General features: G+C 60.3%; 25 protein-coding genes and 1 pseudogene. 14 read left to right on the top strand and 12 right to left on the bottom strand.

Annotated elements, in window-relative coordinates:
- Nucleotides 1-180 precede the first annotated feature (180 nt).
- Nucleotides 181-1,626: a SulP family inorganic anion transporter gene (locus CI807_RS00895; RefSeq protein ID WP_095013521.1), complete on the top strand. Its 1,446-nt coding sequence runs from the start codon at nt 181-183 to the stop codon at nt 1,624-1,626.
- Nucleotides 1,627-1,753: 127 nt separating this feature from the next.
- Here CI807_RS00895 and CI807_RS00885 read toward each other — a convergent pair whose 3' ends face one another.
- Entirely contained in the window at nt 1,754-2,134 is a 381-nt protein-coding gene (locus tag CI807_RS00885; RefSeq protein WP_095013520.1) for a lysozyme inhibitor LprI family protein, read from the bottom strand.
- 248 nt (nt 2,135-2,382) lie between these two features.
- On the opposite strand from CI807_RS00885, the gene CI807_RS00880 reads away from it, so the two are divergent.
- Genes CI807_RS00880 through CI807_RS00865 form a run of 4 tightly spaced genes read left to right on the top strand, consistent with a single transcriptional unit; the run spans nt 2,383 to nt 6,468 of the window.
- A complete protein-coding gene (locus CI807_RS00880) occupies nt 2,383-3,732 on the top strand; it encodes a gluconate:H+ symporter (RefSeq protein WP_038842258.1) in 1,350 nt (449 codons plus the stop codon).
- A 12-nt stretch (nt 3,733-3,744) separates the two neighbouring features.
- Nucleotides 3,745-4,605 carry a MurR/RpiR family transcriptional regulator gene (locus tag CI807_RS00875; protein ID WP_095013519.1) on the top strand — a complete coding sequence of 287 codons (861 nt, stop codon included), beginning with the start codon at nt 3,745-3,747 and terminating at the stop codon, nt 4,603-4,605.
- 1 nt (nt 4,606) lies between these two features.
- Nucleotides 4,607-6,070 (top strand): amidohydrolase family protein, encoded by a 1,464-nt coding sequence (locus CI807_RS00870; protein WP_095013518.1) that lies wholly within the window; start codon nt 4,607-4,609, stop codon nt 6,068-6,070.
- A gap of 29 nt (nt 6,071-6,099) precedes the next feature.
- Nucleotides 6,100-6,468, top strand: a complete 369-nt coding sequence (locus tag CI807_RS00865) for a glyoxalase superfamily protein (RefSeq protein ID WP_095013517.1) — start codon at nt 6,100-6,102, stop codon at nt 6,466-6,468.
- Nucleotides 6,469-7,110: 642 nt separating this feature from the next.
- Here the strand turns inward: CI807_RS00865 and CI807_RS32045 are convergent.
- From CI807_RS32045 to CI807_RS00840, 5 genes and pseudogenes are all read right to left on the bottom strand, one after another.
- The gene (locus CI807_RS32045; protein WP_370636473.1) at nt 7,111-7,974 is read right to left on the bottom strand and encodes a methyl-accepting chemotaxis protein; all 864 of its coding nucleotides are present in this window, start codon (nt 7,972-7,974) and stop codon (nt 7,111-7,113) included.
- Nucleotides 7,966-8,895, bottom strand: a pseudogene (locus CI807_RS32040) (methyl-accepting chemotaxis protein); the annotation flags it as partial. The pseudogene CI807_RS32040 and the gene CI807_RS32045, both read right to left, overlap by 9 nt.
- A gap of 304 nt (nt 8,896-9,199) precedes the next feature.
- Nucleotides 9,200-11,029, bottom strand: a complete 1,830-nt coding sequence (locus tag CI807_RS00850) for a CocE/NonD family hydrolase (protein WP_095013515.1) — start codon at nt 11,027-11,029, stop codon at nt 9,200-9,202.
- A 34-nt stretch (nt 11,030-11,063) separates the two neighbouring features.
- Nucleotides 11,064-12,491: a YfcC family protein gene (locus tag CI807_RS00845; RefSeq protein ID WP_095013514.1), complete on the bottom strand. Its 1,428-nt coding sequence runs from the start codon at nt 12,489-12,491 to the stop codon at nt 11,064-11,066.
- 107 nt (nt 12,492-12,598) lie between these two features.
- On the bottom strand, nt 12,599-13,495 hold the full coding sequence (locus CI807_RS00840; RefSeq protein ID WP_095013513.1) for a LysR family transcriptional regulator: 897 nt from the start codon (nt 13,493-13,495) through the stop codon (nt 12,599-12,601).
- A 184-nt stretch (nt 13,496-13,679) separates the two neighbouring features.
- On the opposite strand from CI807_RS00840, the gene CI807_RS00835 reads away from it, so the two are divergent.
- Complete coding sequence (locus CI807_RS00835; protein ID WP_095013512.1) at nt 13,680-14,903, top strand: OprD family porin; 1,224 nt, start codon at nt 13,680-13,682, stop codon at nt 14,901-14,903.
- Between the two features lie 106 nt (nt 14,904-15,009).
- Nucleotides 15,010-15,627, top strand: a complete 618-nt coding sequence (locus CI807_RS00830) for an FKBP-type peptidyl-prolyl cis-trans isomerase (protein WP_016976188.1) — start codon at nt 15,010-15,012, stop codon at nt 15,625-15,627.
- Nucleotides 15,628-15,743: 116 nt separating this feature from the next.
- On the opposite strand, the gene CI807_RS00825 is transcribed toward CI807_RS00830, so the two are convergent.
- From CI807_RS00825 to CI807_RS00815, 3 genes are all read right to left on the bottom strand, one after another.
- On the bottom strand, nt 15,744-16,001 hold the full coding sequence (locus CI807_RS00825; RefSeq protein WP_003194088.1) for a hypothetical protein: 258 nt from the start codon (nt 15,999-16,001) through the stop codon (nt 15,744-15,746).
- Nucleotides 16,002-16,163: 162 nt separating this feature from the next.
- Nucleotides 16,164-16,505, bottom strand: coding sequence for a zinc ribbon domain-containing protein YjdM (locus CI807_RS00820; protein WP_008022504.1), 342 nt, complete (start codon nt 16,503-16,505; stop codon nt 16,164-16,166).
- A 116-nt stretch (nt 16,506-16,621) separates the two neighbouring features.
- A complete protein-coding gene (locus tag CI807_RS00815; RefSeq protein ID WP_095013511.1) occupies nt 16,622-17,590 on the bottom strand; it encodes a polyprenyl synthetase family protein in 969 nt (322 codons plus the stop codon).
- Between the two features lie 239 nt (nt 17,591-17,829).
- Here CI807_RS00815 and rplU point away from each other — a divergent pair, with 239 nt between their 5' ends.
- The 7 genes from rplU to CI807_RS00780 all read left to right on the top strand — a co-directional run bounded on the left by rplU (nt 17,830) and on the right by CI807_RS00780 (nt 23,472).
- Nucleotides 17,830-18,144 carry a 50S ribosomal protein L21 gene (gene rplU, locus CI807_RS00810; RefSeq protein WP_007950961.1) on the top strand — a complete coding sequence of 105 codons (315 nt, stop codon included), beginning with the start codon at nt 17,830-17,832 and terminating at the stop codon, nt 18,142-18,144.
- A gap of 34 nt (nt 18,145-18,178) precedes the next feature.
- Nucleotides 18,179-18,436: a 50S ribosomal protein L27 gene (gene rpmA / locus CI807_RS00805; RefSeq protein ID WP_003176049.1), complete on the top strand. Its 258-nt coding sequence runs from the start codon at nt 18,179-18,181 to the stop codon at nt 18,434-18,436.
- 193 nt (nt 18,437-18,629) lie between these two features.
- Nucleotides 18,630-19,853 carry an Obg family GTPase CgtA gene (gene cgtA, locus CI807_RS00800; RefSeq protein ID WP_016976186.1) on the top strand — a complete coding sequence of 408 codons (1,224 nt, stop codon included), beginning with the start codon at nt 18,630-18,632 and terminating at the stop codon, nt 19,851-19,853.
- A gap of 111 nt (nt 19,854-19,964) precedes the next feature.
- Nucleotides 19,965-21,083 carry a glutamate 5-kinase gene (proB, locus tag CI807_RS00795; protein ID WP_025999729.1) on the top strand — a complete coding sequence of 373 codons (1,119 nt, stop codon included), beginning with the start codon at nt 19,965-19,967 and terminating at the stop codon, nt 21,081-21,083.
- Between the two features lie 15 nt (nt 21,084-21,098).
- The gene (locus tag CI807_RS00790; RefSeq protein ID WP_015885841.1) at nt 21,099-21,563 is read left to right on the top strand and encodes a CreA family protein; all 465 of its coding nucleotides are present in this window, start codon (nt 21,099-21,101) and stop codon (nt 21,561-21,563) included.
- Nucleotides 21,564-21,664: 101 nt separating this feature from the next.
- A complete protein-coding gene (locus tag CI807_RS00785) occupies nt 21,665-22,147 on the top strand; it encodes a glutathione peroxidase (RefSeq protein WP_071489177.1) in 483 nt (160 codons plus the stop codon).
- Between the two features lie 221 nt (nt 22,148-22,368).
- On the top strand, nt 22,369-23,472 hold the full coding sequence (locus CI807_RS00780; protein ID WP_095013510.1) for an NADH:flavin oxidoreductase: 1,104 nt from the start codon (nt 22,369-22,371) through the stop codon (nt 23,470-23,472).
- A gap of 48 nt (nt 23,473-23,520) precedes the next feature.
- Here CI807_RS00780 and CI807_RS00775 read toward each other — a convergent pair whose 3' ends face one another.
- The 3 genes from CI807_RS00775 to cysZ form a co-directional block, all read right to left on the bottom strand.
- On the bottom strand, nt 23,521-23,700 hold the full coding sequence (locus tag CI807_RS00775; RefSeq protein WP_095013509.1) for a hypothetical protein: 180 nt from the start codon (nt 23,698-23,700) through the stop codon (nt 23,521-23,523).
- 106 nt (nt 23,701-23,806) lie between these two features.
- Nucleotides 23,807-24,985, bottom strand: coding sequence for a glycosyltransferase family 1 protein (locus tag CI807_RS00770; protein ID WP_095013508.1), 1,179 nt, complete (start codon nt 24,983-24,985; stop codon nt 23,807-23,809).
- A gap of 54 nt (nt 24,986-25,039) precedes the next feature.
- On the bottom strand, nt 25,040-25,807 hold the full coding sequence (gene cysZ, locus CI807_RS00765) for a sulfate transporter CysZ (RefSeq protein ID WP_095013507.1): 768 nt from the start codon (nt 25,805-25,807) through the stop codon (nt 25,040-25,042).
- Between the last annotated feature and the right edge of the window lie 122 nt (nt 25,808-25,929).

The following is a 25,929-nucleotide window of genomic DNA, read 5'->3' as shown; positions in this document are numbered from 1 at the left end:
TGGGGCTGCTACGCAGCCCAACGCGGGGCAAGCCCGCTCGCCACAGACACAGCCACAGACACAGCCACAGACATAACCACAGACATAACCACAGGGTGTAGCTCGCCTTAAAAATCTGGTTCTGCCCCGCTCAATTCCGTACCATTCCCCGCCTTATCCCCCGCAATGCCCTGGTATCTCATGAACCTCACCCGTCTGCGCGCCGATGCCCTGGCCGGCCTCACCACGTCTTTTGCGTTGCTGCCCGAATGCATCGCCTTTGCCCTGGTGGCCCATCTCAACCCGCTGATGGGGCTCTATGGCGCCTTTATCATCTGCACATTGACCGCGTTGTTTGGTGGGCGCCCCGGCATGGTGTCTGGTGCGGCGGGCTCGATGGCCGTGGTGATCGTGGCACTGGTGGTGCAACACGGCGTGGAATACCTGCTGGCGACGGTGTTGCTGGGCGGGTTGATCATGGTCGTCTTCGGCCTGCTGCGCCTGGGCAAGCTGGTACGCATGGTGCCGCACCCGGTAATGCTGGGGTTCGTCAACGGCCTGGCGATCATCATTGCCCTGGCGCAGTTGGAGCATTTCAAGAGCGGTGAACACTGGCTCAGCGGCACGCCGCTGTACGTGATGATCGGCCTGGTGCTGGTGACCATGGCCATCGTCTACCTGCTGCCGCGCATCACCCGCGCGGTGCCGCCTGCGTTGGTGGCGATCCTCGGCGTGGGCCTGGCGGTGTACCTGCTGGGCTTGCCGACCCGCACCTTGGGCGACATGGCCCACATCGCCGGCGGCCTGCCGACGTTCGCCCTGCCGCAGATCCCCTGGACCCTGGAAACCCTCGGCATCATCGCGCCGTACGCCTTTCTGATGGCCATGGTCGGCCTGCTGGAAACCCTGCTGACCCTAAACCTCACCGACGAAATCACCGAGACCCGTGGCTACCCGGATCGCGAAAGCGTGGCCCTGGGCGCGGCGAATATGGTTTCGGGCCTGTTTGGCGGCATGGGCGGTTGCGCGATGATCGGGCAAACCGTGATCAACCTCAGCTCCGGCGGGCGCGGGCGTTTTTCCGGTGTGTTTGCCGGGGTGATGATCCTGCTGTTCATCCTGTTCCTGTCGCCGTTTATCGAGCGGATCCCGCTGGCGGCGCTGGTGGGTGTGATGTTCGTGGTGTCGCAGCAGACCTTCGCCTGGGCGTCCTTGCGGGTGATCAACAAGGTGCCGTTCAATGACGTGCTGGTGATTATCGCGGTGACGGTGATCACTGTGTTCACCGACCTGGCCACGGCCGTGCTGTGCGGGATTGTGATTGCGGCGCTGAACTTCGCCTGGCAACAGGCACGCGAGCTGTATGCCGATGAGCATCTGGAAGCCGATGGCAGCAAGCTCTATCGCCTGCATGGCACCTTGTTCTTTGCCTCGACCACGCCGTTCCTCAACCAGTTCGACCCGGCCAACGACCCGGCCCAGGTGACGCTGGATTGCCGTCACCTGAGCTTTGTCGACTATTCAGCGATTGCCGCGCTGATGACCCTGCGTGAGCGTTACACCAAGGCCGGCAAGCACTTGCGGGTACTGCATCTGTCGGAGCGCTGCAAGAAACTGCTCAAGCGCGCCAAGGTTCACCACGACTGAACACCCACTTGTAGGAGCGAGCTTGCTCGCGAAAGACTTGAGTGCGCCGCATGCACTCAGGTCACCCACGTTATCGTTGACGATTTTCGCGAGCAAGCTCGCTCCTACAGGGGGAGGGGGCCATTCCTTACGGCCCGACCAGGTCTTCCAGCTCCTGGGCGCGGGTCTGGGTCATGTCCAGCAGGCAGGCGGAGCCGTTGACCTGGTCGATGGTGCCACCGGTCGCGGAGCCGGCGAAGCCGCAATTGGCATCACGGTATTTTATCCACAGGCGCTGCACGTCTTGCAGTTGCTGCTTGCGCGCACCTTCCTGGGCGGCGAGGGCGGTCTTGTAGGCCTTGTTCAGGCGCGTGTCCTGGACCTTGGCTTCCTTGGCGTTGCAATTGACCATGTCCGCGGTCGTATTGGCGCTGTCCATGCATTTTTTCAATGCCGCGTTATCGGCGGCCGAGGCCGTGCCGCATAGGGCGAGAAACAAAGCACTGGCGGCGAGGGAGGTGCGAATCATGGTCGATTTTCCTGGGCGTGAGGGGAGGCGCATTCTATGACTCGATGGCGGCGTTTGAGTTTCCGGCATCCTCTGATCTTCATGTAAGAACACCCCCCGAATTTTCATAGGCGACCGTTGGGCATATCCCAACGCGACAGCGCTTATCTGTGGGCGAAAATTACTTTCATAAAAATTGAAAATACTCCTCGGTAATGATTTATGAGTTTCACAACCAATTCGACGTGACCCTTTCCGAGGAGTACCGCATGGCCGCATCACCGGGCTTCGGGCTATTGGCATACGCTGCCATCGCCATCATTGCTTTGATCGTGCTGATTGCACGTTACCGGCTCAACCCGTTTATCGTCATCACCCTGGTGTCCATTGGCCTGGCGCTGATGGCCGGGATGCCGGCAGACACCATCATGGGCTCGTATGAAGCGGGCGTCGGCAAGACCTTGGGGCATATCGCCCTGGTCGTGGCGCTGGGCACCATGCTCGGCAAGATGATGGCCGAGTCTGGCGGCGCCGAGCAGGTGGCGCGCACGTTGATCAACCGCTTTGGCGAGCGCAATGCGCACTGGGCCATGGTGTGCATCGCCTTCCTGGTAGGGCTGCCGCTGTTTTTCGAGGTCGGTTTTGTGCTGCTGGTGCCGATTGCCTTTACCGTGGCGCGGCGTGTGGGCGTGTCGATCCTGATGGTCGGTTTGCCGATGGTCGCCGGCCTGTCGGTGGTGCATGCGCTGGTGCCACCGCACCCGGCGGCGATGATGGCAGTGCTGGCGTACAACGCGTCGGTGGGGCAGACGGTGCTCTACGCCATCCTGATCGGTATTCCGACGGCAATCATCGCAGGTCCCGTCTACGCCAAATTCATCGTGCCGCGTATTCACCTGCCGGCGGAAAACCCACTGGAACGCCAGTTCATCGACCGCGAACCGCGTACCCGCTTGCCGAGTTTTGCGCTGACCATGGGCACCATCCTGTTGCCGGTGGTGCTGATGATGATCGGCGGCTGGGCCAACGTGATTTCCACGCCGGGCACCGGTTTCAACCAGTTCCTGTTGTTTATCGGTAACTCGGTGATCGCGCTGCTGGTGGCGACCCTTGTCAGCTTCTGGACCTTGGGTATCGCCCAAGGCTTCAACCGCGAGTCGATCCTCAAGTTCACCAATGAATGCCTGGCGCCGACCGCGAGCATCACCTTGCTGGTGGGGGCGGGCGGTGGTTTGAATCGCATCCTGGTGGATGCGGGTGTGACCAACGAGATTCTGGGTTTAGCCCATGCTTTCCACCTGTCGCCGTTGGTGATGGGCTGGCTGTTTGCTGCGCTGATGCGTATTGCCACGGGCTCGGCCACCGTCGCCATGACCACCGCGTCCGGTGTGGTGGCGCCGGTTGCGATGGGCCTGGGTTATCCACACCCCGAATTGCTGGTGCTGGCCACTGGTGCGGGTTCGGTGATCTTTTCCCACGTGAACGACGGCGGCTTCTGGCTGATCAAGGAATACTTCAATATGACGGTGATCCAGACCTTCAAGACCTGGACCGTTTTGGAGACTCTGATATCGGTGGTCGCCTTCGGTCTTACGTATGGTCTGTCCTGCATCTTGTAACCCGGAGCCCCCATGGACATCCTCTACCAGATCCGCGCCCGCCAGGACTCCTTCAGCGCCGGCGAAGGGCGTATCGCCAAGCTGATGCTCGATGACGTGGGCTTTGCCGCGTCGGCCAGCCTGGAAGCGTTGTCCCAGCGGGCCGAGGTCAGCACGGCCACCTTGTCGCGCTTCGCGCGCAGTGTGGGTTGCCGGGATCTGCGGGATTTGCGTCTGCAATTAGCCCAGGCCAGTGGTGTCGGCAGTCGCTTCCTCGACCCTGCGGGGTTGCCGGAGCAGTCGGCATTTCATCGGCAGATTCTGGGGGATATCGAAGGGACCTTGCGTCAGCACTTGTCGGGGTTCAACCAGGCGAGTTTTGTGGATGCGGTGAGCCTGTTAGGCAAGGCGCGGATGATCCATGCGTTCGGCATGGGCGGCCCGTCGAGCCTGTGCAGCGACGAGTTGCAGGTGCGCCTGGTACGCCTGGGCTATCCGATTGCCGCCTGCCATGACCCGGTGATGATGCGCGTTACGGCGGCGACGCTGGGACCGGAACATGTGTTGATCGTGTGCTCTCTGACCGGCATCACCCCCGAGTTGCTGGACGTGGTAACGCTGGCACGCAACTACGACGCGCGCATCGTCGCCATCACCCTGGCGGATTCGCCCTTGGCGCAGTTGGCGGATGTGTTGTTGCCGCTGCAACCGGCCGAAACCAGTTTTATCTACAAGCCCACCGCGGCGCGTTACGGAATGCTGCTGGCCATCGACTTGCTCGCCACCGAGTTGGCCTTGGCCCTGCCGGACGACAACCAGGAACGCCTGCGCCGGATCAAGCTGGCCCTGGACGATTATCGCGGCGGCCCCGACAGCCTGCCGCTTGGAGACTGATATGAAGTACGACACGATGATCCGCCAGGCGCTGATCATTGATGGCAGCAACACCCCCGGCTACGTCGCCGATGTGGGACTGCGCGACGGGCGCATCGAGACGATCGGTGACCTGTCTGCCGCGACGGCCGAGCATGAAATCGATGCGAACGGACGCGTGTTGGCGCCGGGGTTTATCGACGTGCACACCCACGATGACACCGTGGTGATTCGCCAGCCGCAGATGCTGCCCAAGCTCAGCCAGGGTGTGACCACGGTGATTGTCGGCAACTGTGGCATCAGCGCGTCGCCGGTGACGTTGCGCAGTGATCCGCCGGACCCGATGAACTTGCTGGGCAGTGCTTCGGCGTTTGTTTATCCGCGTTTCAGCGACTATCGGGCGGCGGTCGAGAACGCTCACCCGGCGGTCAACGTCGCGGCGTTGGTCGGCCATACGGCGCTGCGCAGCAACCATATGGACGACCTGCATCGCACCGCTTCATCGGATGAGATCGCCGCCATGCGCGTGCAGTTGCAACAGAGCCTCGAAGCCGGGGCCCTCGGTTTATCCACAGGCCTGGCCTACGCCAGTGCGTTCAATGCCTCGACCGACGAGGTGCTACAACTCACTGAGGAACTCACCGCGTTCGGTGCGGTGTACACCACCCATTTGCGCAGTGAGTTCGAACCGGTGTTGGAGGCGATGGACGAGGCGTTCCTGATCGGCCGGCATGCCAAGGCGCCGGTGATCATTTCCCACCTCAAATGTGCTGGCGCTGGTAATTGGGGGCGTAGTCCGCAGCTATTGGCGTCGCTGGAGCTGGCGGCGAAAACCCACCCGGTGGGCTGTGATTGCTATCCCTATGCGGCGAGTTCTTCGACCCTGGACCTCAAGCAGGTGACCGACGCGTTTCGGATCACCATCACCTGGTCGACACCACACCCGGAAATGGGCGGGCGTGATTTGCAGGATATTGCCGCTGAGTGGGATGTTTCGTTGATGGACGCAGCCCGTCGGCTACAACCGGCAGGGGCGGTGTATTACGGGATGGATGAGGCGGATGTGCGGCGCATTCTGGCGCATCCGTTGTCGATGGTCGGGTCGGATGGGCTGCCGGAAGATCCGTTCCCACATCCGCGTTTGTGGGGGGCGTTTCCACGGGTGCTGGGGCATTTCAGCCGGGATGTGGGGCTGTTCCCACTGCACACCGCCGTGCACAAGATGACGGGGTTGTCGGCGGCGCGGTTTGGTTTGTCTGAGCGGGGCGAAATCCGCGAAGGGCACTGGGCCGACCTGGTGTTGTTCGACCCGTTGCGCGTGCGCGATGTAGCGGACTTCAAGGAACCGCAACGCGCGGCCGAGGGCATTGATGGGGTGTGGGTCAACGGCGTGTTGAGCTATAGCGACGGGCAGGCGAACGGTCAGCGGCCGGGTCGGTTCCTGGCACGCAGCGGGGATTTGCGTCGGGGTTTTTCGTCTCTATAGTGGGCGCTCATTTAAACGGAGCGGTTGCCATGCACTTAGGAAAAGTCATCCCCATCCTGCGGATTTTCGACGAGGCCAAGGCGTTGGAATTCTATGTCGATTTTTTGGGGTTCAAGGTGGATTGGCAGCATCGTTTCGAGGCGAATTTTCCGCTGTATTTGCAGGTTTCGCTGGGCGAGTGTGTGTTGCATCTGACCGAGCATCATGGTGACGCATCTCCAGGCGCAGCGGTGCGGATTCAGGCTCAGGGTGTGGACGCCTACCAGCAGCAATTGATTGGCAAGGATTACCGGTACGCCAAGCCAGGGGTTGAGGAAACGCCTTGGGGCTCGCGGGAGATGAGCATCAAGGATCCGTTTGGGAATCGGGTGGTGTTTGTTGAGGATGGCGAGGGCTGAGGGATAAATCGCAGGCAATAAAAAACCGCCTTAGTAGGGCGGTTTTTTTTGCAAACCCAGTTAGTGGCTGGGGTTGCGATCTCAAAGGACGCATTCGACCTGCAAGCCGATATTAACGCTGGTCATGTCACCGCGCAAGACCGAACGATAACCGACATGGAGGGTTTTCAGGCGTTTTACTTCTGCTCGACTTGGCTGCAAAAGCTTGCAATGAATCTATCGGACGATACTGAATATTTGGTCACGGCACGACACACCTTCAGCGGGAATATTGGTTAGGCTCTTCCCCGTTCTGCGTTTGTCGCTTTTTAGGTGAGTTGGGTATGCGCGAGAATTCTGGACCGGCCGCCACGGGCTAGTAATCCGTGCCGGATTGATGCGGAAGGACCATTAGCCCAGCCACCTCAAAGGACGCATTCGACCTGCGTCCGAAGGCTCACGTGTTCCGGTAAGTGCGCTGGAGGTAAGGCCCAACTTAAGGAGGGCCGAGTATGTCTAAGTTTGCACGACGTACGTGGAACCTCGTAGTGAACTGCCTGCGTGCTTATTACGTCTGGAAGTTCCTGCGGGACAGCTTCGATGACCGCTAAGGTCTGAGAAGTGGAGCCGCCCCGGTTTAGGCTGAGGCGGCTTTTTGGTTTCTTACACCCGGAAATGGCTGACCATCTGCTGCAACTGGCTACCCAACCGTGCCAGTTCAACACTCGACTTGGCGGTCTCGTCACTTGCCGTAGCGGTCTGCTCCGACACATCCCGCACATTCACAATGCTGCGGCTGATCTCTTCAGCCACGGCGCTTTGCTGCTCGGCGGCGGCGGCAATTTGCTGGTTCATCGACTGGATATTCGACACCGTACGGGTGATGTTCTCCAGTGACACACCGGCCTTGCGCGTCAACTCGACACTGCTGTCAGTGAGGCTGCGGCTGTTGTTCATCACGTTGGCCACTTGCTGGGTGCCGTTCTGTAACCCGGCGACCAGGCCTTCGATTTCCTCGGTGGATTTTTGCGTGCGCTGTGCGAGGCCGCGTACTTCGTCAGCCACTACGGCAAACCCCCGCCCGGCTTCACCCGCCCGCGCTGCTTCGATCGCGGCGTTGAGCGCCAGCAGGTTGGTCTGTTCTGCGACGGCCTTGATCACGTCCATCACGCTGCCGATCTTGTTGCTCTCTTGCTGCAGGTGGGTCATGGCGTCAGTGGAACGTGCCACTTCAGCGGCCAGACGCTCGATCTGGGCGATGGCTTCAGCCACCACCTTGTCGCCTGCGCGGGCTTGGCCGTCGGCATCGGCGGCGGCCAGGGAAGCCTGCTCTGCGTTGCGCGCCACTTCCTGCACGGTGGCAGTCATTTCGTGCATCGCCGTGGCGACCTGGTCGGTCTCGATCTTCTGGCTGTTTACGCCGGCGCTGGTCTGCTCGGTCACGGCCGACAGTTCTTCGGCAGCGCTGGCGATCTGGGTCACACCGTCGCGAATACCGCTGATCAATTCGCGCAGGGTCGTGCCCATGCGCTGGATGCCTTGTTGCAGCACGCCCAGTTCATCGCGACGAGTGACCTGAATGTTGTGGCTCAAGTCGCCGGAGGCAATGCGCTCCACCACCGCCAGGGTTTCCTGGATTGGGCGGGTGATCTGGCGGGTGATAACCCATGCGGCAATGACGCCCACCAGCAACGCCAGCAAGGTGCTGATCAGTTGCAGGCTGCGGGCCTGGGCGCTTTCGGCGTCGCGACGGGTCAGCTGGATTTCATACAGTTTGTCGCTGATCGTGACGATATCAGCGCCCTGGGTGGTCATTTCGGCACGGGCGGTGACGATGTTGGCGTTGGCTGCCTTGTAGTTCTGCACAGCGCTGCGATAGGCGCCCAGGGCGGTTTCCAATGCGGTCAGCGCGCTTTGCTGGCTGGCGCCGAAGGCGGCGCTAAGGTCTTTCAAACCGGCGATGGCTTTTTCAATCTGTGCGGCAGCGCGGGCTTCTGTCTCCGGGCTGACGTTGCCGGTGTAGCCACGCACTTCGTAGCGAGCCAACTGGAATTGCATCTTGGCATCGGCCACCGCCTGGAACTGCGCAAGGTGCTCCGAACTGTCGGGCATTTGCTTCACGCTGGTTTCCAATGCGTTGATCTGTGCATTGGCGATATCCGCCTTGTCGCCCATCACCTGGCGCGAGGCGTTGCCGTTACGGTAGGCCTCGCGCATTTTGTTCAGCGATTGCTGGTAAGCGGTGATGATGGATTTCTGCTCGTTGAGCAGCTTGAGATTCTCCGGGCTCTTGAAGCTGTCCAGCAGTTTCTGTTGTTGGGCGGCGAAGGCATCCAGGTTGGTCTGTACGTTCTGGGCCACGGCTTCGTCGCCATTGGCGAGCATGTATTGCAGGCGCACGATGCGTAGTTTGGTCAGCGACGCGTTCAGCTGGGTGATGTCGCTCATCCAGTTGCTGCGGTCGATCAGGCCGCCCAGGCTGGTCCAGCCGGTGAGGGCCAGGATCGAGGTAAGGACCAGCACCAGGCCGAAGCCCAGGCCCAGTTTGAGGTTGACGCTGATGTTGCCGAACCAGCTATTCATCGAATGCTCCGCAAAAGTGATGTCTGTCTGCTGGACGGTATTGTTGTTTGAGCCAGCCAAGGTGTAGCGGTATATCGGCGGCATGGCGTGAATCTGAAATGCTTTTGTTCTGTGGGGCGACGAAGGGTCGCCAAGGCGGTGCAGCCATGGCGACCGGTATCAGTGTTCGTCAGACCGGTAAGTGCGCCGTGGGCACCACCGTCAGCCTGAGGCAGGAGGCCGCATCGCGGCTCAGGTGCACGGTATTGCGCGCGATCTGGGGCTGGCGGGCCTGGCCTGAGGGTTCGCCGCTGTTGGGGTTGACGTCAAAGCGCGGGAAGTTGCTGCTGGCGATGTCCAGGCGCAGTCGATGGCCACGCTTGAATCGATTGCACGTGGCAAAAGGTTCGATCAGCACCCTGACTCGTTCACCCGGGGTCAGAGGGGTGGGGTGCTTCCAGTCGTCGCGATAGCGGCAGCGGCGGATGCCGTCGGTGATGTTCATCGCAAAGCCGTCGGGGTAATCGGCGCAGGGCGGGTACACGTCCACCAGTTTGGCGGTGAAGTCGGTGTCGGGCGCGTCACTGTCGATCCACAGTTCGATCTGCACGTCACCCGCGACGATCAGGTCGTCGTCGAGGGGGGGCGTTTGAAAACTCAGTACGTCTGCACGCTGGGACAGGGCGCTATTGTCACCCTGGGTGCCAAAAAAATCGGCACGTTCGCGTTGGTCGAAAGCACCACCCACAAAAACCGGACCGCCGGAAGTCAGTGCGCCGCCGAGGGTCGGGACTGGGTTGGCGGGGTCGGCAAGGTAACTCAAATGGGCGTCTGGTTCGTCCGGTGCGGTACGGCTCAATTGGCCCTGTGCATTGAGGTACAGGGTCATTGCCTGGCTGCCCGGCAAGGGCCATTGTGCCGACTGAATCCAGCGCCCGCCGTGCTGCAGGCGGCCGTTGTGGTCGCGCGTGCCGCTGCCTCCGCCCATCAGAAACACCTGCACGCGCGCCTGCGCCCGAGGCGATGGCTTGAGGGATTGTTCGAACCAGGCCAGGCGACAGCCCAGCCAGTCTTCATCGACCTGGCCATCGAATGCGGCGTCAGGCCCGAATTCCACATCGCCGCTGTGGCTGATATTGCGATCGCCATGCAGCCATGGGCCCATGACCAACCGCTGGGGCGCGGTACCGGCATGGTTGAAGGCGCGGTAGTTGGCCAGGGTTGAACTGACATAAGCGTCGTACCAACTGGACATGAACAGCACCGGAATATCGGGCAGTTGCGGGTAATGGCCTTCGGCGTACAGGCCGACCTTCTGCCAGTACTCACTGAAATCGCCCTGGGCCCACTGCTCCAGCAGATAGGCTTCGTATTCCGGAACATGGCGCAAGGGCGACTGGCCGGGCTGCCACGGCATGCGCGTAAACCACTGATGAATATCCTCCTGCTCCAGCGCTTCGCGAATGGCGGGATTGGCCAGGGCCGTGGGGCTTTCCTTGGCCTGGCGAAAAGCCCAGGTGGCCTGCTTGAGTTCGAAGGCACCGCCCTGGCGAATCCCGCATTGGTAAGCGTTGGCGAAACCGCCGCTGTCCAGCACCATGCTGCTCAACCCAGGCGGGTGCAGGCAGGCCATCGCCAACTGTGTGTGGGCTGCGTAGGACAGGCCCATGCTGCCGATCTTGCCGTTGCACCAGGGCTGGCGGACGATCCAGGCCAGGGTGTCGAAACCATCCTCGCCCTCGGCGATGTATTTGGTGAACACGCCTTCGGAGGCATAGCGCCCACGGCAGTCCTGGAAGATCACGACAAACCCTTGCGCGGTAAACCGTGCGGCCATCTGCTCCCGTGAGAGGTGCTGGCCGTCGAGCTGTTTTTCCGAGCGCGAAGGTTTGCACTTGTCGTAGGGCGTGCGTTCGATCACCACTGGAAAGGGACCTTCACCGGTGGCTGGCAAGTAGATGTCGGTGGCCAACCGGACGCCGTCGCGCATCGGGATCATTTGGTCGTACAGGGTTTGCATGGCTAAAACATTTCCTTGGAAAACGCTCATCGGTTCAGTACCCGCTGGTGACCGCAATGGCCAATAACACCATGGCCAGCACGGCATAAATCAAGAACAACGGCAGGATGAAGCGCGCCCATTGACCCCAGCCGACATTGGCGGTGGCCAGTAACACCAGCAAGCCGCTGGAGGTCGGGGTGATCATGTTGGTCAGGCCGTTGCCCATCAGAAAGGCAAATACGGTGGTCTGCGGGCTGACGCCGGACAGTTGGCCCAGCGGGCCGAAGATCGGCATGGTCACGGCGGCCTGGCCGGAAGTAGAGGGGATCAGTACATCCAACCCCAACTGCGCGAAGAACATGCCGTAGGCCGAAACGATCGGGCCGTGGTCACCGACCAGGTTGGCCAGGCTGTTGACGATGGTATCCAGTACCTGGCCGGTGCTGAGGATGATTTCTACCGCAGTGGCCAAACCGATCAGCACGCCGGCAATCAGCACTTTCTTCATACCGTCGACAAAGGCACTCGCGGCGACGCTTGCGCCCAGCCCGGCGATGACGCTGAAGGCCACGGTCAGCAACAGGTAGAACGCCGACAGCTCATGGTATTTCCAGCCCCAGCGGTTGGAGGCGTACACCAGGAAACCGATGCCCGTCAGCAGCACGCTCAGGTTGATCAGGTGGCGCATGGGCAAGGGTTTGCGTTCGAATGTGATCTGCGCGCTGGCATCAAAACCGTGCCGGCGGATGCTCCACAGCACAAAGGCAATCCCCACCAACAGGAAGGTCCCGTAGGCCAGGACGCGCATACTCAAACCACTGAATATCGGCAACCCGACCATGGGCTGGGCGACCGACAATGCCACCGGATTAGAGATCGACGCCAGGTAGCCGATCTTCACCGAGATGGTGACGATGGCCAGCCCGATCAGGTTCGACAGCCCCAGCCGATTGGCCATGGCGACCATCAGCGGCACAATCAGGATAAATTCCTTGGCCAGCCCCATGAAGGTACTGCCTGCAGAAAACACCAGCATCAGGCTCGGTACCAGCACGTAGATATTGCCGCGAGTCAGCCCCAGCAAGCGTTCCAACCCTGCATCGATCACGCCGGCCTTGTTCAGCACACCGAACATCCCACCAATGAACAGCACCATGAAAATCAGCGCCGCACGTTTCTCGATGCCTTGGGGAATCGCCATGAAGCCCTCTACCAGCGATACCGGGCGGGCTACGGTGTCGCCGGCTTTGCGCGGTTCCAGTGCAAGCAACTGGCCAAGAGAATCGTGTTTCTCCAGCACCTGGTAGGAGCCCGGCACCACCAGGCCATTCTGGCGCTGAAACTGCCCTGAGTTCACCGCGTAGGTGAACGCGATAGCGAGCAAGACGATGCTCAGCAGGATGATGGCGGGGTTGATCTGTTTGCGTTGCGTGGTTTTGTCCACCGCCGCGTGGGTAGGAATGCTTTGCGATTCGCTCATGCTGGTAGCCCCGGCGTGCGCCGTTGTTGTTGTAGGGGGGACGCTTGTGGGGCGGACACTAGGGCAAAGCTTTTGCGACGACAACGTTATGCGTACGGTGGGTTGGGCTATGCGTTTTGTGCAGCCAAGCGCTGCTTGAGGTGCTCGGCAAACGCGATCACGACCTGTGACCTGGGCTCATTGGCGCGAAAGGCCAGGCCGAATGTGTATGGCAGCACAGGGCGAAAGGGACGGGTGACAATCGGCAAGTGTCGGAAGTGGCTGGCCAGCAACCCATTGACGATCGATACCCCGAGGCCTTCGGCGACAAAGCTGCAGGCGGCGCCTACCGAGTGCACCTCTACCCGTACCTGGGGGGTAAGGTTGGCGGCGCGAAAAACCTGGTTCAGCTCCGCCCGCAGCGCCCGTTGCCGGCCCAGCATCACCAGGGGAACGTCACGCAGGTGCTGCACTTCGATGCACGCATGTCGGGCCAATGGGTGGCCTGCCGGCATGACGCACACGCCTTCGGTATGCAGCACCGGCTCGATGTCGAAGTCAGGGATCTCGGTTGGCAGGCGCACAAACCCCAGGTCGGCGGAACGGTCCAGCACGGCGCGCTCGATCATGTCATAGGAGCCGGTCAGCAACTCGACGACGGTGTCTTCATGGTGCTTGAGGAACTCTGCGACGATTTGCGGCAACAGTTCCTGAGTCATGCTGGTGGGCACCCCGACCTTGAGCAGGCTCTTGCGCGAGCGACCTACGCGCATTTCATCGGCCAGGCGCTGGATACGCTGCATGCCGTCCACCAGCCCGGCGACCTCGGTCAGTAATTCCTCGGCTTCCGGCGTAGCCATCAGGCGGCCTTTTTTACGCAGAAACAACGCGAAACCCAACGTGTCCTCCAGTTGGCTCAGCAAGCGGCTGACCGCCGATTGCGAGAGGCCCATACGCGTCGCTGCGCCGATGGTCGAACCGGTGGCCATGATCGCTTTGAAGGCTTCGAGTTGCTTGAGATTCACCGTGTTTTTCCTGTCCGTGGCGAGGGCGGGCACTGCTTCACGCATAGCCTGATGCGCATCTCGCATAACGTTGTGGGGCTGTGGAGGAGCCGTTAGTGTCCGCCCCAATGCGACATCGCGTCCAGCCTGTCGCACGGTGCAACTGCCCATAAAAAATCGACAATACGGCATTGAGGGAAACGTAATGCGTGAGCTTTTCACGAGGGGAGGAGTGGTCTGTGCGGGGGTGTTGGCGAGCGTGTCGCCAACACTGATGGCCCAGGGGTTTTGGGAGGATTCCCATGGGCGTCTGACCTTGCGCAATTTCTACTTCAACGACGGTTATCGGGATGGCGGCGAAGACCGTAAGGAGTGGGCACAGGGTTTTCTGCTCAACCTTCAATCGGGTTACACCGAAGGCACTGTAGGGTTTGGCCTGGATGCCCTGGGGTTGGCGGGGCTACGCCTCGACTCCAGCCCGACCCATGCCGGAACAGGCTTGTTGCCTGTGCACGATGACGGTCACGCTGCCAGTGAGTTCTCCAGCCTAGGCGTTACCGCCAAGTTACGCTGGGGCGAGGCAGTGGTGAAAACCGGCACGCTGCTGCCGAAGATTCCAGTGCTGGTGCACAACGATGGCCGCCTGTTGCCGCAGACTTTCCAAGGCACCCAAGTGGAGTACAAGGGTATTCAGGATTTGTACCTGCATGTCGGGCACTTGGACAAATTCAAGCAGCGTAACTCCACCGACAGTGTGGATATCTATCCCCAGGGCTACAGCGGCAAAAAGGGCAGTGACTTTGATTTTGCCGGTGCAACGTACGCCTTCACGCCGACACTCAGTGGCACTTGGTACTACGGCGAAATGCGCGAGTTCTATCGCCAGCAGTTCTTCGGTCTTGTGCATAAGCAACCGCTGGGCAGTGGCACGTTGACCAGTGACCTGCGCTACTTCATCAGCAGCGACGCGGGGGAAGCACGCAATGGGGTTGTGGACAGTGACATGTTCAGCGGTTTGTTTACCTACCGCTTGGGTGCACAGGCGCTGGGCGTGGGTTACCAGAAGGTCAGCGGAGACACAGCACTGCCTTATGCCAGTGTCTCGACGGTGTATTCCTTCAGTAATGCAGGTGTAGGCAAATTCATCCAAGCGGGTGAGCAAACCTGGATGCTGCGCTACGACTATGATTTTGCCGCAGTACTCCCAGGCCTGAGTTTCATGACGCGTTATTACAAAGGCGAAAACGGTGATTACAAGGGGCGCGAGGCGCGGGAGTGGGAATCGGACACCAACCTGCGTTACGTGATCCAGGACAGCACCCTCAAAGGCCTGGGGGTGGAGGTGCGCAAGGCAACCTATCGCTCGACCTATGCCAGTGACCGCGACAACTATCGGCTCTACCTGACTTACGAGCTGGCACTGTGGTAGGCGGGTCGGGGGGGCTGATCAGAGGTCGGTCTTGTGTGCTAGTCTGCGGGCCCTTTTAGTTCTGGATTGCGCGGGAAACCGTGTTGTCCTACAGCGGAGCCTCTTCATGTCCGAAGTTAATCTGTCCACCGACGAAACCCGCGTCAGCTACGGTATCGGCCGTCAGTTGGGCGACCAACTGCGCGACAACCCGCCACCGGGCGTGAGCCTGGACGCGATCCTGGCTGGCCTGACCGACGCTTTCGCCGGCCAACCAAGCCGTGTGGACCAAGAGCAAATGGCCGCCAGCTTCAAAGTGATCCGCGAAGTCATGCAAGCCGAAGCGGCTGCCAAGGCTGAAGCGGCTGCTGGCGCTGGCCTGGCTTTCCTGGCTGAAAACGCCAAGCGCGATGGCATCACCACTCTGGCCTCCGGCCTGCAATTCGAAGTGTTGACCGCAGGTGACGGCGCCAAGCCGACCCGTGAAGACCAAGTGCGCACTCACTACCACGGTACCCTGATTGACGGCACTGTGTTCGACAGCTCCTACGAGCGCGGCCAGCCTGCAGAATTCCCGGTAGGCGGCGTGATCGCCGGCTGGACCGAAGCCCTGCAACTGATGAATGCCGGCAGCAAATGGCGCCTGTACGTGCCGAGCGAACTGGCTTACGGCGCTCAAGGCGTTGGCAGCATCCCGCCGCACAGCGTTTTGGTGTTCGACGTCGAGCTGCTCGACGTTCTGTAAGACCTGTTTTTGATTACCTGTAGGAGCGAGCTTGCTCGCGAAAAACGTGAGAGCGCTGCGTTATCGTTGAAGTTCTTCGCGAGCAAGCTCGCTCCTACAGTGTTTTGCGTGGTCGCTCATGGATGGAACTTGCCATTCAGTTCCGTCGCCGGGCGCAACGCTCGGGCATAGCAGAACAGAAACAGATTGCGCACCACTTCCTTCAACACGCCAGGTTCGCTCGAACTCAGCCCATTGACGTCCAGGTCGCCCTGGTCTTGCAGTTCATTCAGCGCTTCTTCTTCCAGCACCGCACAAACTTCACCGGTTTCCCGATGCAGGATCCGCAGGTAAGGGTGTGGGCGGTCCAGCCAGGCATCTATCAAATAAGTCATGGGTCTCATCTCCTTGATGGGTTTCAATGAGAATAATTCTTATTCGTAGAATAGCAAGTGCCTATTGGCGGTTTCTGGGTTTTTCTGTGTGGATATTGCGCGGGATCAAACAAGAGGGCAAAACGCCATCCCGCGGCGGGCGCGGGATGGAATGGAGCATATTCAGACTTTGCGCACGAACTCGGACTTAAGCTTCATCGGGCCAATACCGTCGATCTTGCAGTCGATATCGTGGTCGCCGTCGCACAGGCGGATGTTCTTGACCTTGGTGCCAACCTTCACGACCAGGGAAGTACCCTTGACCTTGAGGTCCTTGATCACGGTGATGGTGTCGCCGTCCTGCAGCACATTGCCGACGGAGTCTTTTTTCACGGCGTCATCGCTGGCCGCTTCGGCCTCGCCATTGGCGGACCACTCATGGGCGCATTCCGGGCAGATCAGCTGGGCGCCGTCTTCGTAGGTGTATTCGGAATTGCATTTCGGGCAGGGTGGCAACGTGCTCACTAAGGCTCCTTGAGAGTCAGGATGGCTAAAGGGCGCACATTATATAGGGTTTTGCGGTCTTACAGGTTGTATGAAATCTAAATGTGGGAGGGGGCCCCCCCACATAGGTCCGCGTTTTAGTGAGTACGCGCGACCGCGAACTCACTCAGCTCGACCAGGGCGTCGCGGTATTCGCTGGCGGGAAGGGCTTCCAGGCATTTGATTGCACGGGCCACGTAGTCACGCGCCAGTTGGGCGGTGTACTCCAGCGAACCAGAGGCTTCCACGGCGGCGCGGATGGCCTCCAGGTCTTCGATCCCGCCTTTCTGGATCGCCTTGCGCACCAGGGCTGCCTGTTCCGGCGTGCCTTCGCGCATGGTGTAGATCAGCGGCAGGGTCGGCTTGCCTTCGGCCAGGTCATCACCGACGTTCTTGCCCAGGGTTTCAGCGTCGCCCTTGTAGTCGAGCAGGTCGTCGACCAGTTGGAACGCGACGCCCAGGTGGTCACCAAAGGTGCGCAAGGCCTCGGCCTGTTCGACCGTTGCTTCGCACAACGCAGCGGCGCTGTGGGTGGAGGCTTCGAAGAGCATCGCGGTTTTGCCGCGAATCACTTCCATGTAGGTTTCTTCGGTGGTGCTGGCGTCACGGACCTTCGACAGCTGCAACACTTCGCCTTCGGCGATGATGCGGGTGGCCTGTGAAAGAATCTTCATCACCGGCATCGAGCCGAGTTCAACCATCATTTCGAACGAGCGCGAGTACAGGAAGTCGCCCACCAGCACGCTTGGGGCATTGCCCCACATGGCATTGGCGGTCTCGCGGCCACGGCGCATGCCGGACATGTCGACGACGTCGTCATGCAGCAGGGTGGCGGTGTGCAGGAATTCGATCGTGGCTGCCAGCAGGCGCAGGTCATCGCCTTCGCGACCCAGGGCCTTGCCGCACAGCAGCACTAATAAAGGACGCAGGCGCTTACCGCCCGCCGACGTAATATAGTCGCCAATTTTGGAGACCAGCGGCACTTTAGAAGTCAGCTGCTGCTTGATGATGCCGTCGACGGCGCTAAAATCGTCCGCGACCGCGCGGTAGAAAGCTTGGGGTTGCATCAGCGACAGTCGCTCCAGAAGGGTTGCGCGGCATGCTAGGACCCAGGCCCCCCAGTGTCAAGGCGCGATAGACGGCCCCTTGCAACACCTCTTTACCTTGCGTACAATCGCGCACCCTGAACTTCCTGGGCAGCACCTGCCTTACGCAATTGCATTCGGGACGTCCATCCCATGCAGCCATGCCAGCCAATACCTCTTCTTATAAAGCGCTGGGTGAGCAGGATTATCGGAGAAATACCATGTCGTACGCAGTAATTGTTACTGGTGGCAAGCAATACAAAGTCGCCCCAGGTGAATACCTGAAGATCGAAAAACTGGAAGTCGCTACCGGCGAATCCGTTACTTTTGATCGCGTTCTGTTGGTCGCCAATGGCGATGACGTGAACATCGGCGCTCCAGTTGTTGCTGGCGCTACCGTTGTGGCTGAAGTGATCTCCCAAGGTCGTCACGATAAAGTCCGCATCATCAAGTTCCGTCGTCGTAAGCACCACATGAAGCGTATGGGCCACCGCCAGTGGTACACCGAGATCAAAATCACCGGTATTCAGGCTTAATTTCAGCCTAATTCCTCACTAGGAGAATTGACTCATGGCACACAAAAAAGCTGGTGGTAGTACCCGTAACGGTCGCGACTCAGAAGCCAAACGCCTTGGCGTGAAGATGTATGGCGGCCAGAAAATCATTCCGGGCAACATCATCGTGCGTCAGCGCGGCACCCAATTCCACGCCGGTTACGGTGTTGGCATGGGTAAAGATCACACCCTCTTCGCGAAAATCGAAGGCGTGATCAAGTTTGAAGTAAAAGGCGCGTTCAACCGCCGTTACGTGAGCGTTGTCGCAGCTTAATTGCGAGATCGCTGGAAAAGCCCTGTCTTGCGACGGGGCTTTTTCGTTTGTGGGGTGAGTCTCTTGCAAAGCTGTTTGTAATGGGCTCAGGCGCTGGTTTTGCGGTCGCTGATTGAGGTCGCTGCGCTCATTTTTGCAAGAGTCTTATGTCTTGGTTTCTTAAGCTCGTCCGTGCGGCGAGAGGCGTTTTGTTATGAAGTTCGTTGATGAAGTTTCCATCCGAGTAAAAGCAGGCGACGGCGGTAACGGTTGCATGAGTTTCCGTCGCGAAAAATTCATCGAAAACGGTGGCCCCAACGGCGGTGACGGCGGTGACGGCGGTTCCATCTACATGATGGCCGACGAAAACCTCAATACCCTGGTCGACTACCGTTACACCCGGCACTTCGATGCCGAGCGTGGCTCCAACGGCGGCAGCACCGACTGCACCGGTAAAAAAGGTGAAGACTTGGTACTGCGCGTACCGGTCGGTACCACGATTATCGATTCTGCGACCCAGGAAGTGATCGGCGACCTGACCAAGGCCGGCCAGAAGCTGATGGTGGTACAGGGCGGCTGGCACGGTCTGGGTAACACCCGATTCAAGTCCAGTACCAACCGTGCGCCACGCCAGACCACGCCAGGCAAGCCGGGCGAGCAGCGTGATCTCAAGCTGGAAATGAAAGTACTGGCTGACGTGGGCCTGCTGGGTCTGCCAAACGCTGGCAAAAGTACCTTCATTCGCTCGGTGTCGGCCGCCAAGCCGAAAGTCGCCGACTACCCGTTCACCACCCTGGTGCCAAACCTCGGTGTGGTCAGCGTCGACCGTTGGAAAAGCTTCGTGATCGCCGACATTCCCGGCCTGATCGAAGGGGCTTCCGACGGCGCCGGTCTGGGGATTCGCTTCCTCAAGCACTTGTCGCGCACCCGTTTGCTGCTGCACCTCGTCGACATGGCGCCGCTGGATGACACCAGCGCACCAGACGCCGCCGAAGTGATCGTCAGCGAACTGACCAAGTTCAGCCCGGCCCTGGCCGAGCGTGATCGCTGGTTGGTGCTGAACAAGTGCGACCAGATCCTGGAAGAAGAGCACGAAGAGCGCGTCAAGGAAATCGTTGACCGCCTGGAGTGGGAAGGTCCGGTCTACGTGATCTCGGCCATTGCCAAAGAAGGCACCGAGCGCCTGACCCGCGACATCATGCGCTACCTCGAAGACCGCGCCGACCGCCTGGCGGCCGATCCGGTGTTCAAGGCCGAACTGGCTGAGCTCGATCAGCAGATCGAAGACGAAGCCCGTGCCCAGCTGCAAGCCCTGGACGACCAGCGTGCCCTGCGCCGCAGCGGCGTGAAGTCGGTCCATGACATCGGTGACGACGATTGGGACGAAGAAGACGTGGATGATGAAGACGGTCCTGAAATCATTTACGTGCGCGACTGATTCGTTGCGATAAACTTGAACGCCGCTCCTGTTAGAGCGGCGTTTTAGTATCCGGGTTTAACGTTATGGGCCGCGCTGGGTCGCGCAGCCCTCAATCTAAGGTTGAAGATGATGCGGAGCAAAGTGACAGGTGCGCAGCGCTGGGTCGTAAAGATCGGCAGTGCGTTGCTGACGGCGGATGGCAAGGGGCTCGATCGCGCAGCCATGAGCGTCTGGGTCGAGCAGATGGTGGCCTTGCATGAGGCCGGTGTGGAGTTGGTGCTGGTGTCGTCCGGGGCGGTTGCCGCCGGGATGAGCCGCCTCGGCTGGACCGCGCGACCCAGCGCGATGCACGAACTGCAAGCCGCCGCCGCCATCGGCCAGATGGGCCTGGTGCAAGCCTGGGAATCCAGCTTTGCCGAGCACGGCCGTCACACGGCGCAGATCCTGCTGACCCACGACGACCTGTCCGACCGCAAGCGCTACCTCAATGCCCGCAGCACCTTGCGCGCGCTGGTGGAGCTGAAAGTCATTCCGGTGATCAACGAAAACGACACCGTGGTGACCGACGAAATCCGCTTTGGCGACAACGACACCTTGGCCGCCCTGGTGGCCAACCTGGTGGAAGCCGACCTGCTGGTGATCCTCACCGACCGCGACGGCATGTTCGACGCCGACCCGCGCAACAACCCCGAAGCCCAGCTTATTTATGAGGCTCGCGCCGATGACCCGGCGTTGGACGCCGTGGCCGGCAGTGTCGGCGGCGCCCTAGGCCGCGGCGGCATGCAGACCAAGCTGCGTGCAGCACGCCTGGCGGCGCGTTCCGGCGCCCACACCATCATCATTGGCGGGCGCATCGAGCGCGTGCTGGACCGGCTCAAGGCGGGCGAGCGCATCGGTACGCTGTTGTCGCCGGAACGCGGCATGCTGGCGGCGCGCAAACAATGGCTGGCCGGTCATCTGCAAACCCGTGGCACCCTGGTGCTGGACGATGGCGCCGTATCGGCGTTGTCCCAAGGCAACAAGAGCCTGCTGCCGGTCGGCGTCAAGTTGGTGCAGGGCAGCTTCCGCCGGGGCGAGATGGTGGTGTGCGTGGCGCCGGACGGTCGTGAGATTGCCCGTGGTCTGGCCAACTACAGCGCCCTCGAAGCCCAGAAAATTATTGGACAATCCTCCGATGCGATTGTCGGACTATTGGGTTACATGGCGGAACCGGAACTGGTTCACCGCGACAACCTGATCCTGGTTTAACCAAAGGAATACACCATGCGTGTCATGAAGGGATTGCTCGGCCTGCTGTTGGCCATGCCACTGTTGGCCTCGGCTGAAGAAATCGGTCAGGTGTCGACAGTGTTCAAGTTTGTCGGCCCCAACGACCGGATCGTGGTTGAAGCCTTCGATGACCCCAAGGTCGACGGCGTAACCTGTTACCTGTCTCGCGCCAAGACCGGCGGTGTCAAAGGCGGCCTTGGCCTGGCCGAAGACCGCGCCGAAGCCTCGATTGCCTGCCGTCAGGTCGGCCCGATCCGCTTCAAGGGCGAGCTCAAGGACGGCGACGAAGTGTTCAAGGAACGCACCTCGTTGGTGTTCAAGACCATGCAGGTGGTGCGCTTCCTCGACAAGAAGCGCAACACCTTGGTTTACCTGGTGTACAGCGACCGCCTGATCGAAGGCAGCCCGCAAAACGCCGTGACCGCCATTCCTATTTTGCCCTGGCCGACCGCTCAGTAACCCGCAGGCGGGTTTTGCAATCGGCGTCTATGATTGCAGGCTTGCGGGTTGTAATCTCGACGTGCCGCAATGCGAAGAACATGGGATATCTGGAGTTCGTCATGAGTGCTTTCCACGACCTGAAACTCAAAGCTTTGGACGGACAAGAGCTACCGCTGGCGCCCTTCAAGGGGCAAGTGGTGCTGGTGGTCAACGTGGCCTCCAAATGTGGCTTGACCCCGCAATACGCCGCGCTGGAGAACCTCTACCAGCAGTACAAGGACCAGGGGTTTACCGTGCTTGGCCTGCCGTGCAACCAGTTTGCCGGGCAGGAGCCGGGCACCGAGGAAGAAATCCAGGAGTTCTGTAGCCTGAATTACGGGGTGACCTTCCCGTTGGGCAGCAAACTTGAGGTCAACGGGCCTGATCGTCATCAGTTGTACCGCTTGCTGGCGGGGGAGGGGGCCGAGTTTCCTGGGGACATCACCTGGAACTTCGAGAAGTTCCTGCTGGGCAAGGATGGGCGGGTGCTCGCACGCTTTTCCCCACGTACTGCGCCGGATGATCCGACGATCGTCCAGGCCATCGAAAAAGCCCTGAGCTGAACCCTTCCCCTTGTAGGAGCGAGCTTGCTCGCGAAAAACCTGAGAGCGCTACGTTCACCCAGAATGTCCCGCGTTAGCGTTGGCGATTTTCGCGAGCAAGCTCGCTCCTACGGTGATCAAGGCGCTTTTACCCTTTAATCACTCAGATCAATAGTGCTGTTCAGCCCTGCACGAGCCCCATATTATCCACGTCATAAACCCGCCTTACGTGGAGTACACCCATGCCTGTCCAAGCCTTGTTCAAACCCTTCCAGCTCGGTGCTCTGCAACTGTCCACCCGTGTGGTCATGGCACCGATGACCCGTTCGTTCTCCCCAGGCGGCGTTCCCAACTCCAAGGTGATCGAGTACTACCGCCGCCGCGCCGCTGCCGGTGTGGGCCTGATCATCACCGAGGGCACCGTGGTCGGCCACCAGGCCTCCAACGGTTACCCCAACGTCCCGCATTTCTACGGTGAAGCGGCGCTGGCCGGCTGGAAGAAAGTCGTCGACGCGGTACACGCCGAAGGCGGCAAGATCGTCCCGCAACTGTGGCATGTGGGCAGCGTGCGTCGTATCGGCACCGAGCCGGATGCCAGCGTGCCGGCCTACGGGCCGATGGAAAAGCTCAAGGACGGCAATGTGGTCGTGCACGGCATGACCCATCAAGACATCAAGGCGGTGATCAACGCCTTCGCCCAAGCCGCCAAGGATGCCCAAAGCATCGGCATGGACGGCGTTGAGATCCACGGCGCCCACGGCTACCTGGTCGATCAGTTCTTCTGGGAAGGCAGCAACCAGCGCACTGACGAATACGGCGGCAGCCTTGCCAACCGCTCGCGCTTTGCCATCGAACTGATCCAGGCCACCCGCGCCGCCGTCGGCCCGGACTTTCCGATCATCTTCCGTTTCTCTCAGTGGAAGCAGCAGGACTACACTGCACGCCTGGTGCAAACCCCTGAGGCGCTGGGCGAATTCCTCAAGCCGTTATCTGACGCAGGTGTGGATATTTTCCACTGCTCCACGCGCCGTTTCTGGGAGCCTGAATTCGAAGGTTCCGACCTCAACCTGGCCGGCTGGACTCGCCAGCTCACCGGCAAGCCGACCATTACCGTGGGCAGCGTCGGCCTGGATGGCGAGTTCCTGCAGTTCATGGTCAACACCGACAAGGTTGCGCAACCGGCCAGCCTCGAGAAGCTGCTGGAGCGCCTGAATAACGATGAGTTCGACTTGGTGGCGGTAGGGCGTGCGCTGCTGGTCGACCCGGATTGGGCGTTGAAGGTGCGCGAAGGCCGCGAGGGCGACATCCTGCCCTTCAGTCGTGAGGCGTTGACGACCCTGGTGTGAGCGGCTGGACTCCCTGTGATGACACAGGGAGTTTTATGGCGTTAGGCGTTAGTACTGCGGCCCCTTGTACAGCTCTTTTGTGTGATCGGTCTTGTTCGGGTCTTTATGCCCCGGTTGGCCGTAGACAGGCGGTTCTGCTCGGGATTTATCCAGCCATTGTTGCTGACGCGTCCATTCGGCGTTTGGCATGTTGACGCCATTGCGTACACCCATTCCGTAAACTGACATATACCGTACCTCCATTATTGAAAGCCCTGCTCAGATAGCAGGTATCAGTAATTGGTATTCCGCATTAAGCAGTTCCTGACTTAAATATAAGGAAATACTTAGGGTTTCATCGCACGTAAGGCTGTGTAGGAAGCGCGAAATTTTCGCCGCACACACCCCGTAACTGACGCTCGAATTGCTCGATGATCGCTGGCCAACCCTGGCGACTCGCATGCTGACGCGCATTCAGGCGCATGCGACGCAGGCTTTCGGCATCCTCCAGTAGCCAATTGGCCGCCTCGCAAAACGCGTTCTCATCCCCCGGCATCGCCAGCACGCCGTTGTAGCCATGGCGAATATGCTGGGTCGCCGCTGCCTGATCGTAGGCCACCACACCCAACCCCGACGCCATCGCTTCCAGCACCACGTTGCCGAAGGTTTCAGTCAGGCTGGGAAACAGGAACACATCGCCTGACGCGTAATGCCGTGCCAGTTCTTCGCCGCGCAAGGTGCCGCAGAAAATCGCCTCTGGCAGTTCCTTTTCCATCGTCGCGCGTTGCGGGCCATCGCCGACGATGATCAGCTTCATCTGACGCAGAGGATAGGTGTCCTGCAAGGTCTCGAAGCAGCGCTTGAGCAACCCCAGGTTTTTCTCCTGGGCCAGCCGGCCCACATAGAGCACGGCGGTTTGCTCACTGTTCAGCGCCCAACTTTCCCGCAATGCATTGTCGCGTTTGGCCGGGTGGAACAACTGGCTGTCCACTCCGCGCGCTAACATCCCCAGACGCTCGAAATGCTTGCGCTCCAGCTCCAGGCGCTGGCTGGCGCTGGGTACCAGGGTCAGGGTCGAGCGGTTATGGAACCAGCGCAGATAGTGAGTGACCATCCGGCTCAACATGCTCATGCCATATTGGTTCGAGTACTGCTGGAAGTTGGTGTGAAAGCCGCTGACCACGCTGATCCCCAGGCGACGTGCGGCGCGCAGCGCGGACAAACCTAGCGGCCCTTCCGTGGCGATGTACAGCACGTCCGGGCGCTGACGGGTCCAGCGCCGCAGCAATTTGTGCATCGACGACTGCCCCCATTGCAGCCCCGGATAACCCGGCAGCGGCCAGCCACGGCACAGCAGCAAGGCGTCGTCGCTGGCGCGGCTCTGATCGACACCCTGGCGCGGACGCACCAGCTCGACTTGATGGCCACGGGCACGCAAACCCTCGCACAGGCGACCAAGAGTATTGGCCACCCCGTTGATCTCTGGCGGGAAGGTTTCGGTAATGAGGGTGATGTGAAGCGAGGCTGTCGTCATGACCCACAGTGTCACCGTGGGCCATGTCGTCATTGTGTCATCGAGATGATGGATTTATGACTGGGTCACTTTTTGCTGCTGCACCATCGCCTCGGCACCTTGCTCACGCACCCAGAACAATGTCGCCCCCGCCACCGCTGCCGGCATCATCAGCAGGTTGACCACCGGCACCAGCAGCACCAGGTAGACGATCCCGCCGAAGCTCATGCTCTGCCAGCGTTTCTGGCGCAGCCAGGCGAGCATCTCGTTCCAGCCCAGCTTGTGGTTGTCGGCAGGGTAGTCGATGTATTGGATCGCCATCATCCACACGCCGAACAACAGCCAAAGCGGCGCGGCGATCAGGTTGACCACGGGTATGAACGACAGGATAAACAGGCCGATGGCCCGTGGCAGGAAGTAGCCCAGCTTGCGCATCTCCCGGGCCAGGGTGCGCGGGACCATGGCGATCAACTCGCCCCAGCTGAAGGCCGGGAAATCATCGGTGCCGCGTACCACCACTTCCACTTTCTCCGAGAGAAAACCGTTGAAGGGCGCCGCGATGATGTTGGCGAGCATGGTGAAAGTGAAAAACACCATCAGCACCACCAGCACGACGAACAGGGGCCAGAGCAGGTAGTTCAGAAAGCTCAGCCAAGTCGGCAGCGTCGGCATCAGATGATCGACCCACAGGCTGAACTGATGACCGGCGAAATAGATCAAGCCGACGAACAGCACCAGGTTGATCACCAGCGGCAGCAGCACAAACAGACGCAGGCCGGGGCTCAGCACCAGTTTGAGACCTTCACGCAGGTATTGCGGGCCGGAAAGAGCAGGGGCGGGCATGGAGAACTCCGAACAAAGTGACGAACGCGCCGACCTTACCGGCTTTGCTTAACAGGCGAAAGCGGCGACATCAGTGGTAACAAAGGTGTTGATCAACAGCGGTGACTGCATAGAGACCACCT

Origin of the sequence: Pseudomonas sp. NS1(2017) (genome assembly GCF_002269425.1) — a bacterium.
Lineage (GTDB): Bacteria > Pseudomonadota > Gammaproteobacteria > Pseudomonadales > Pseudomonadaceae > Aquipseudomonas > Aquipseudomonas reactans.
The sequence above is the reverse complement of the archived record's forward strand: the minus strand, read 5'-3'. Positions and strand labels throughout refer to the sequence as shown.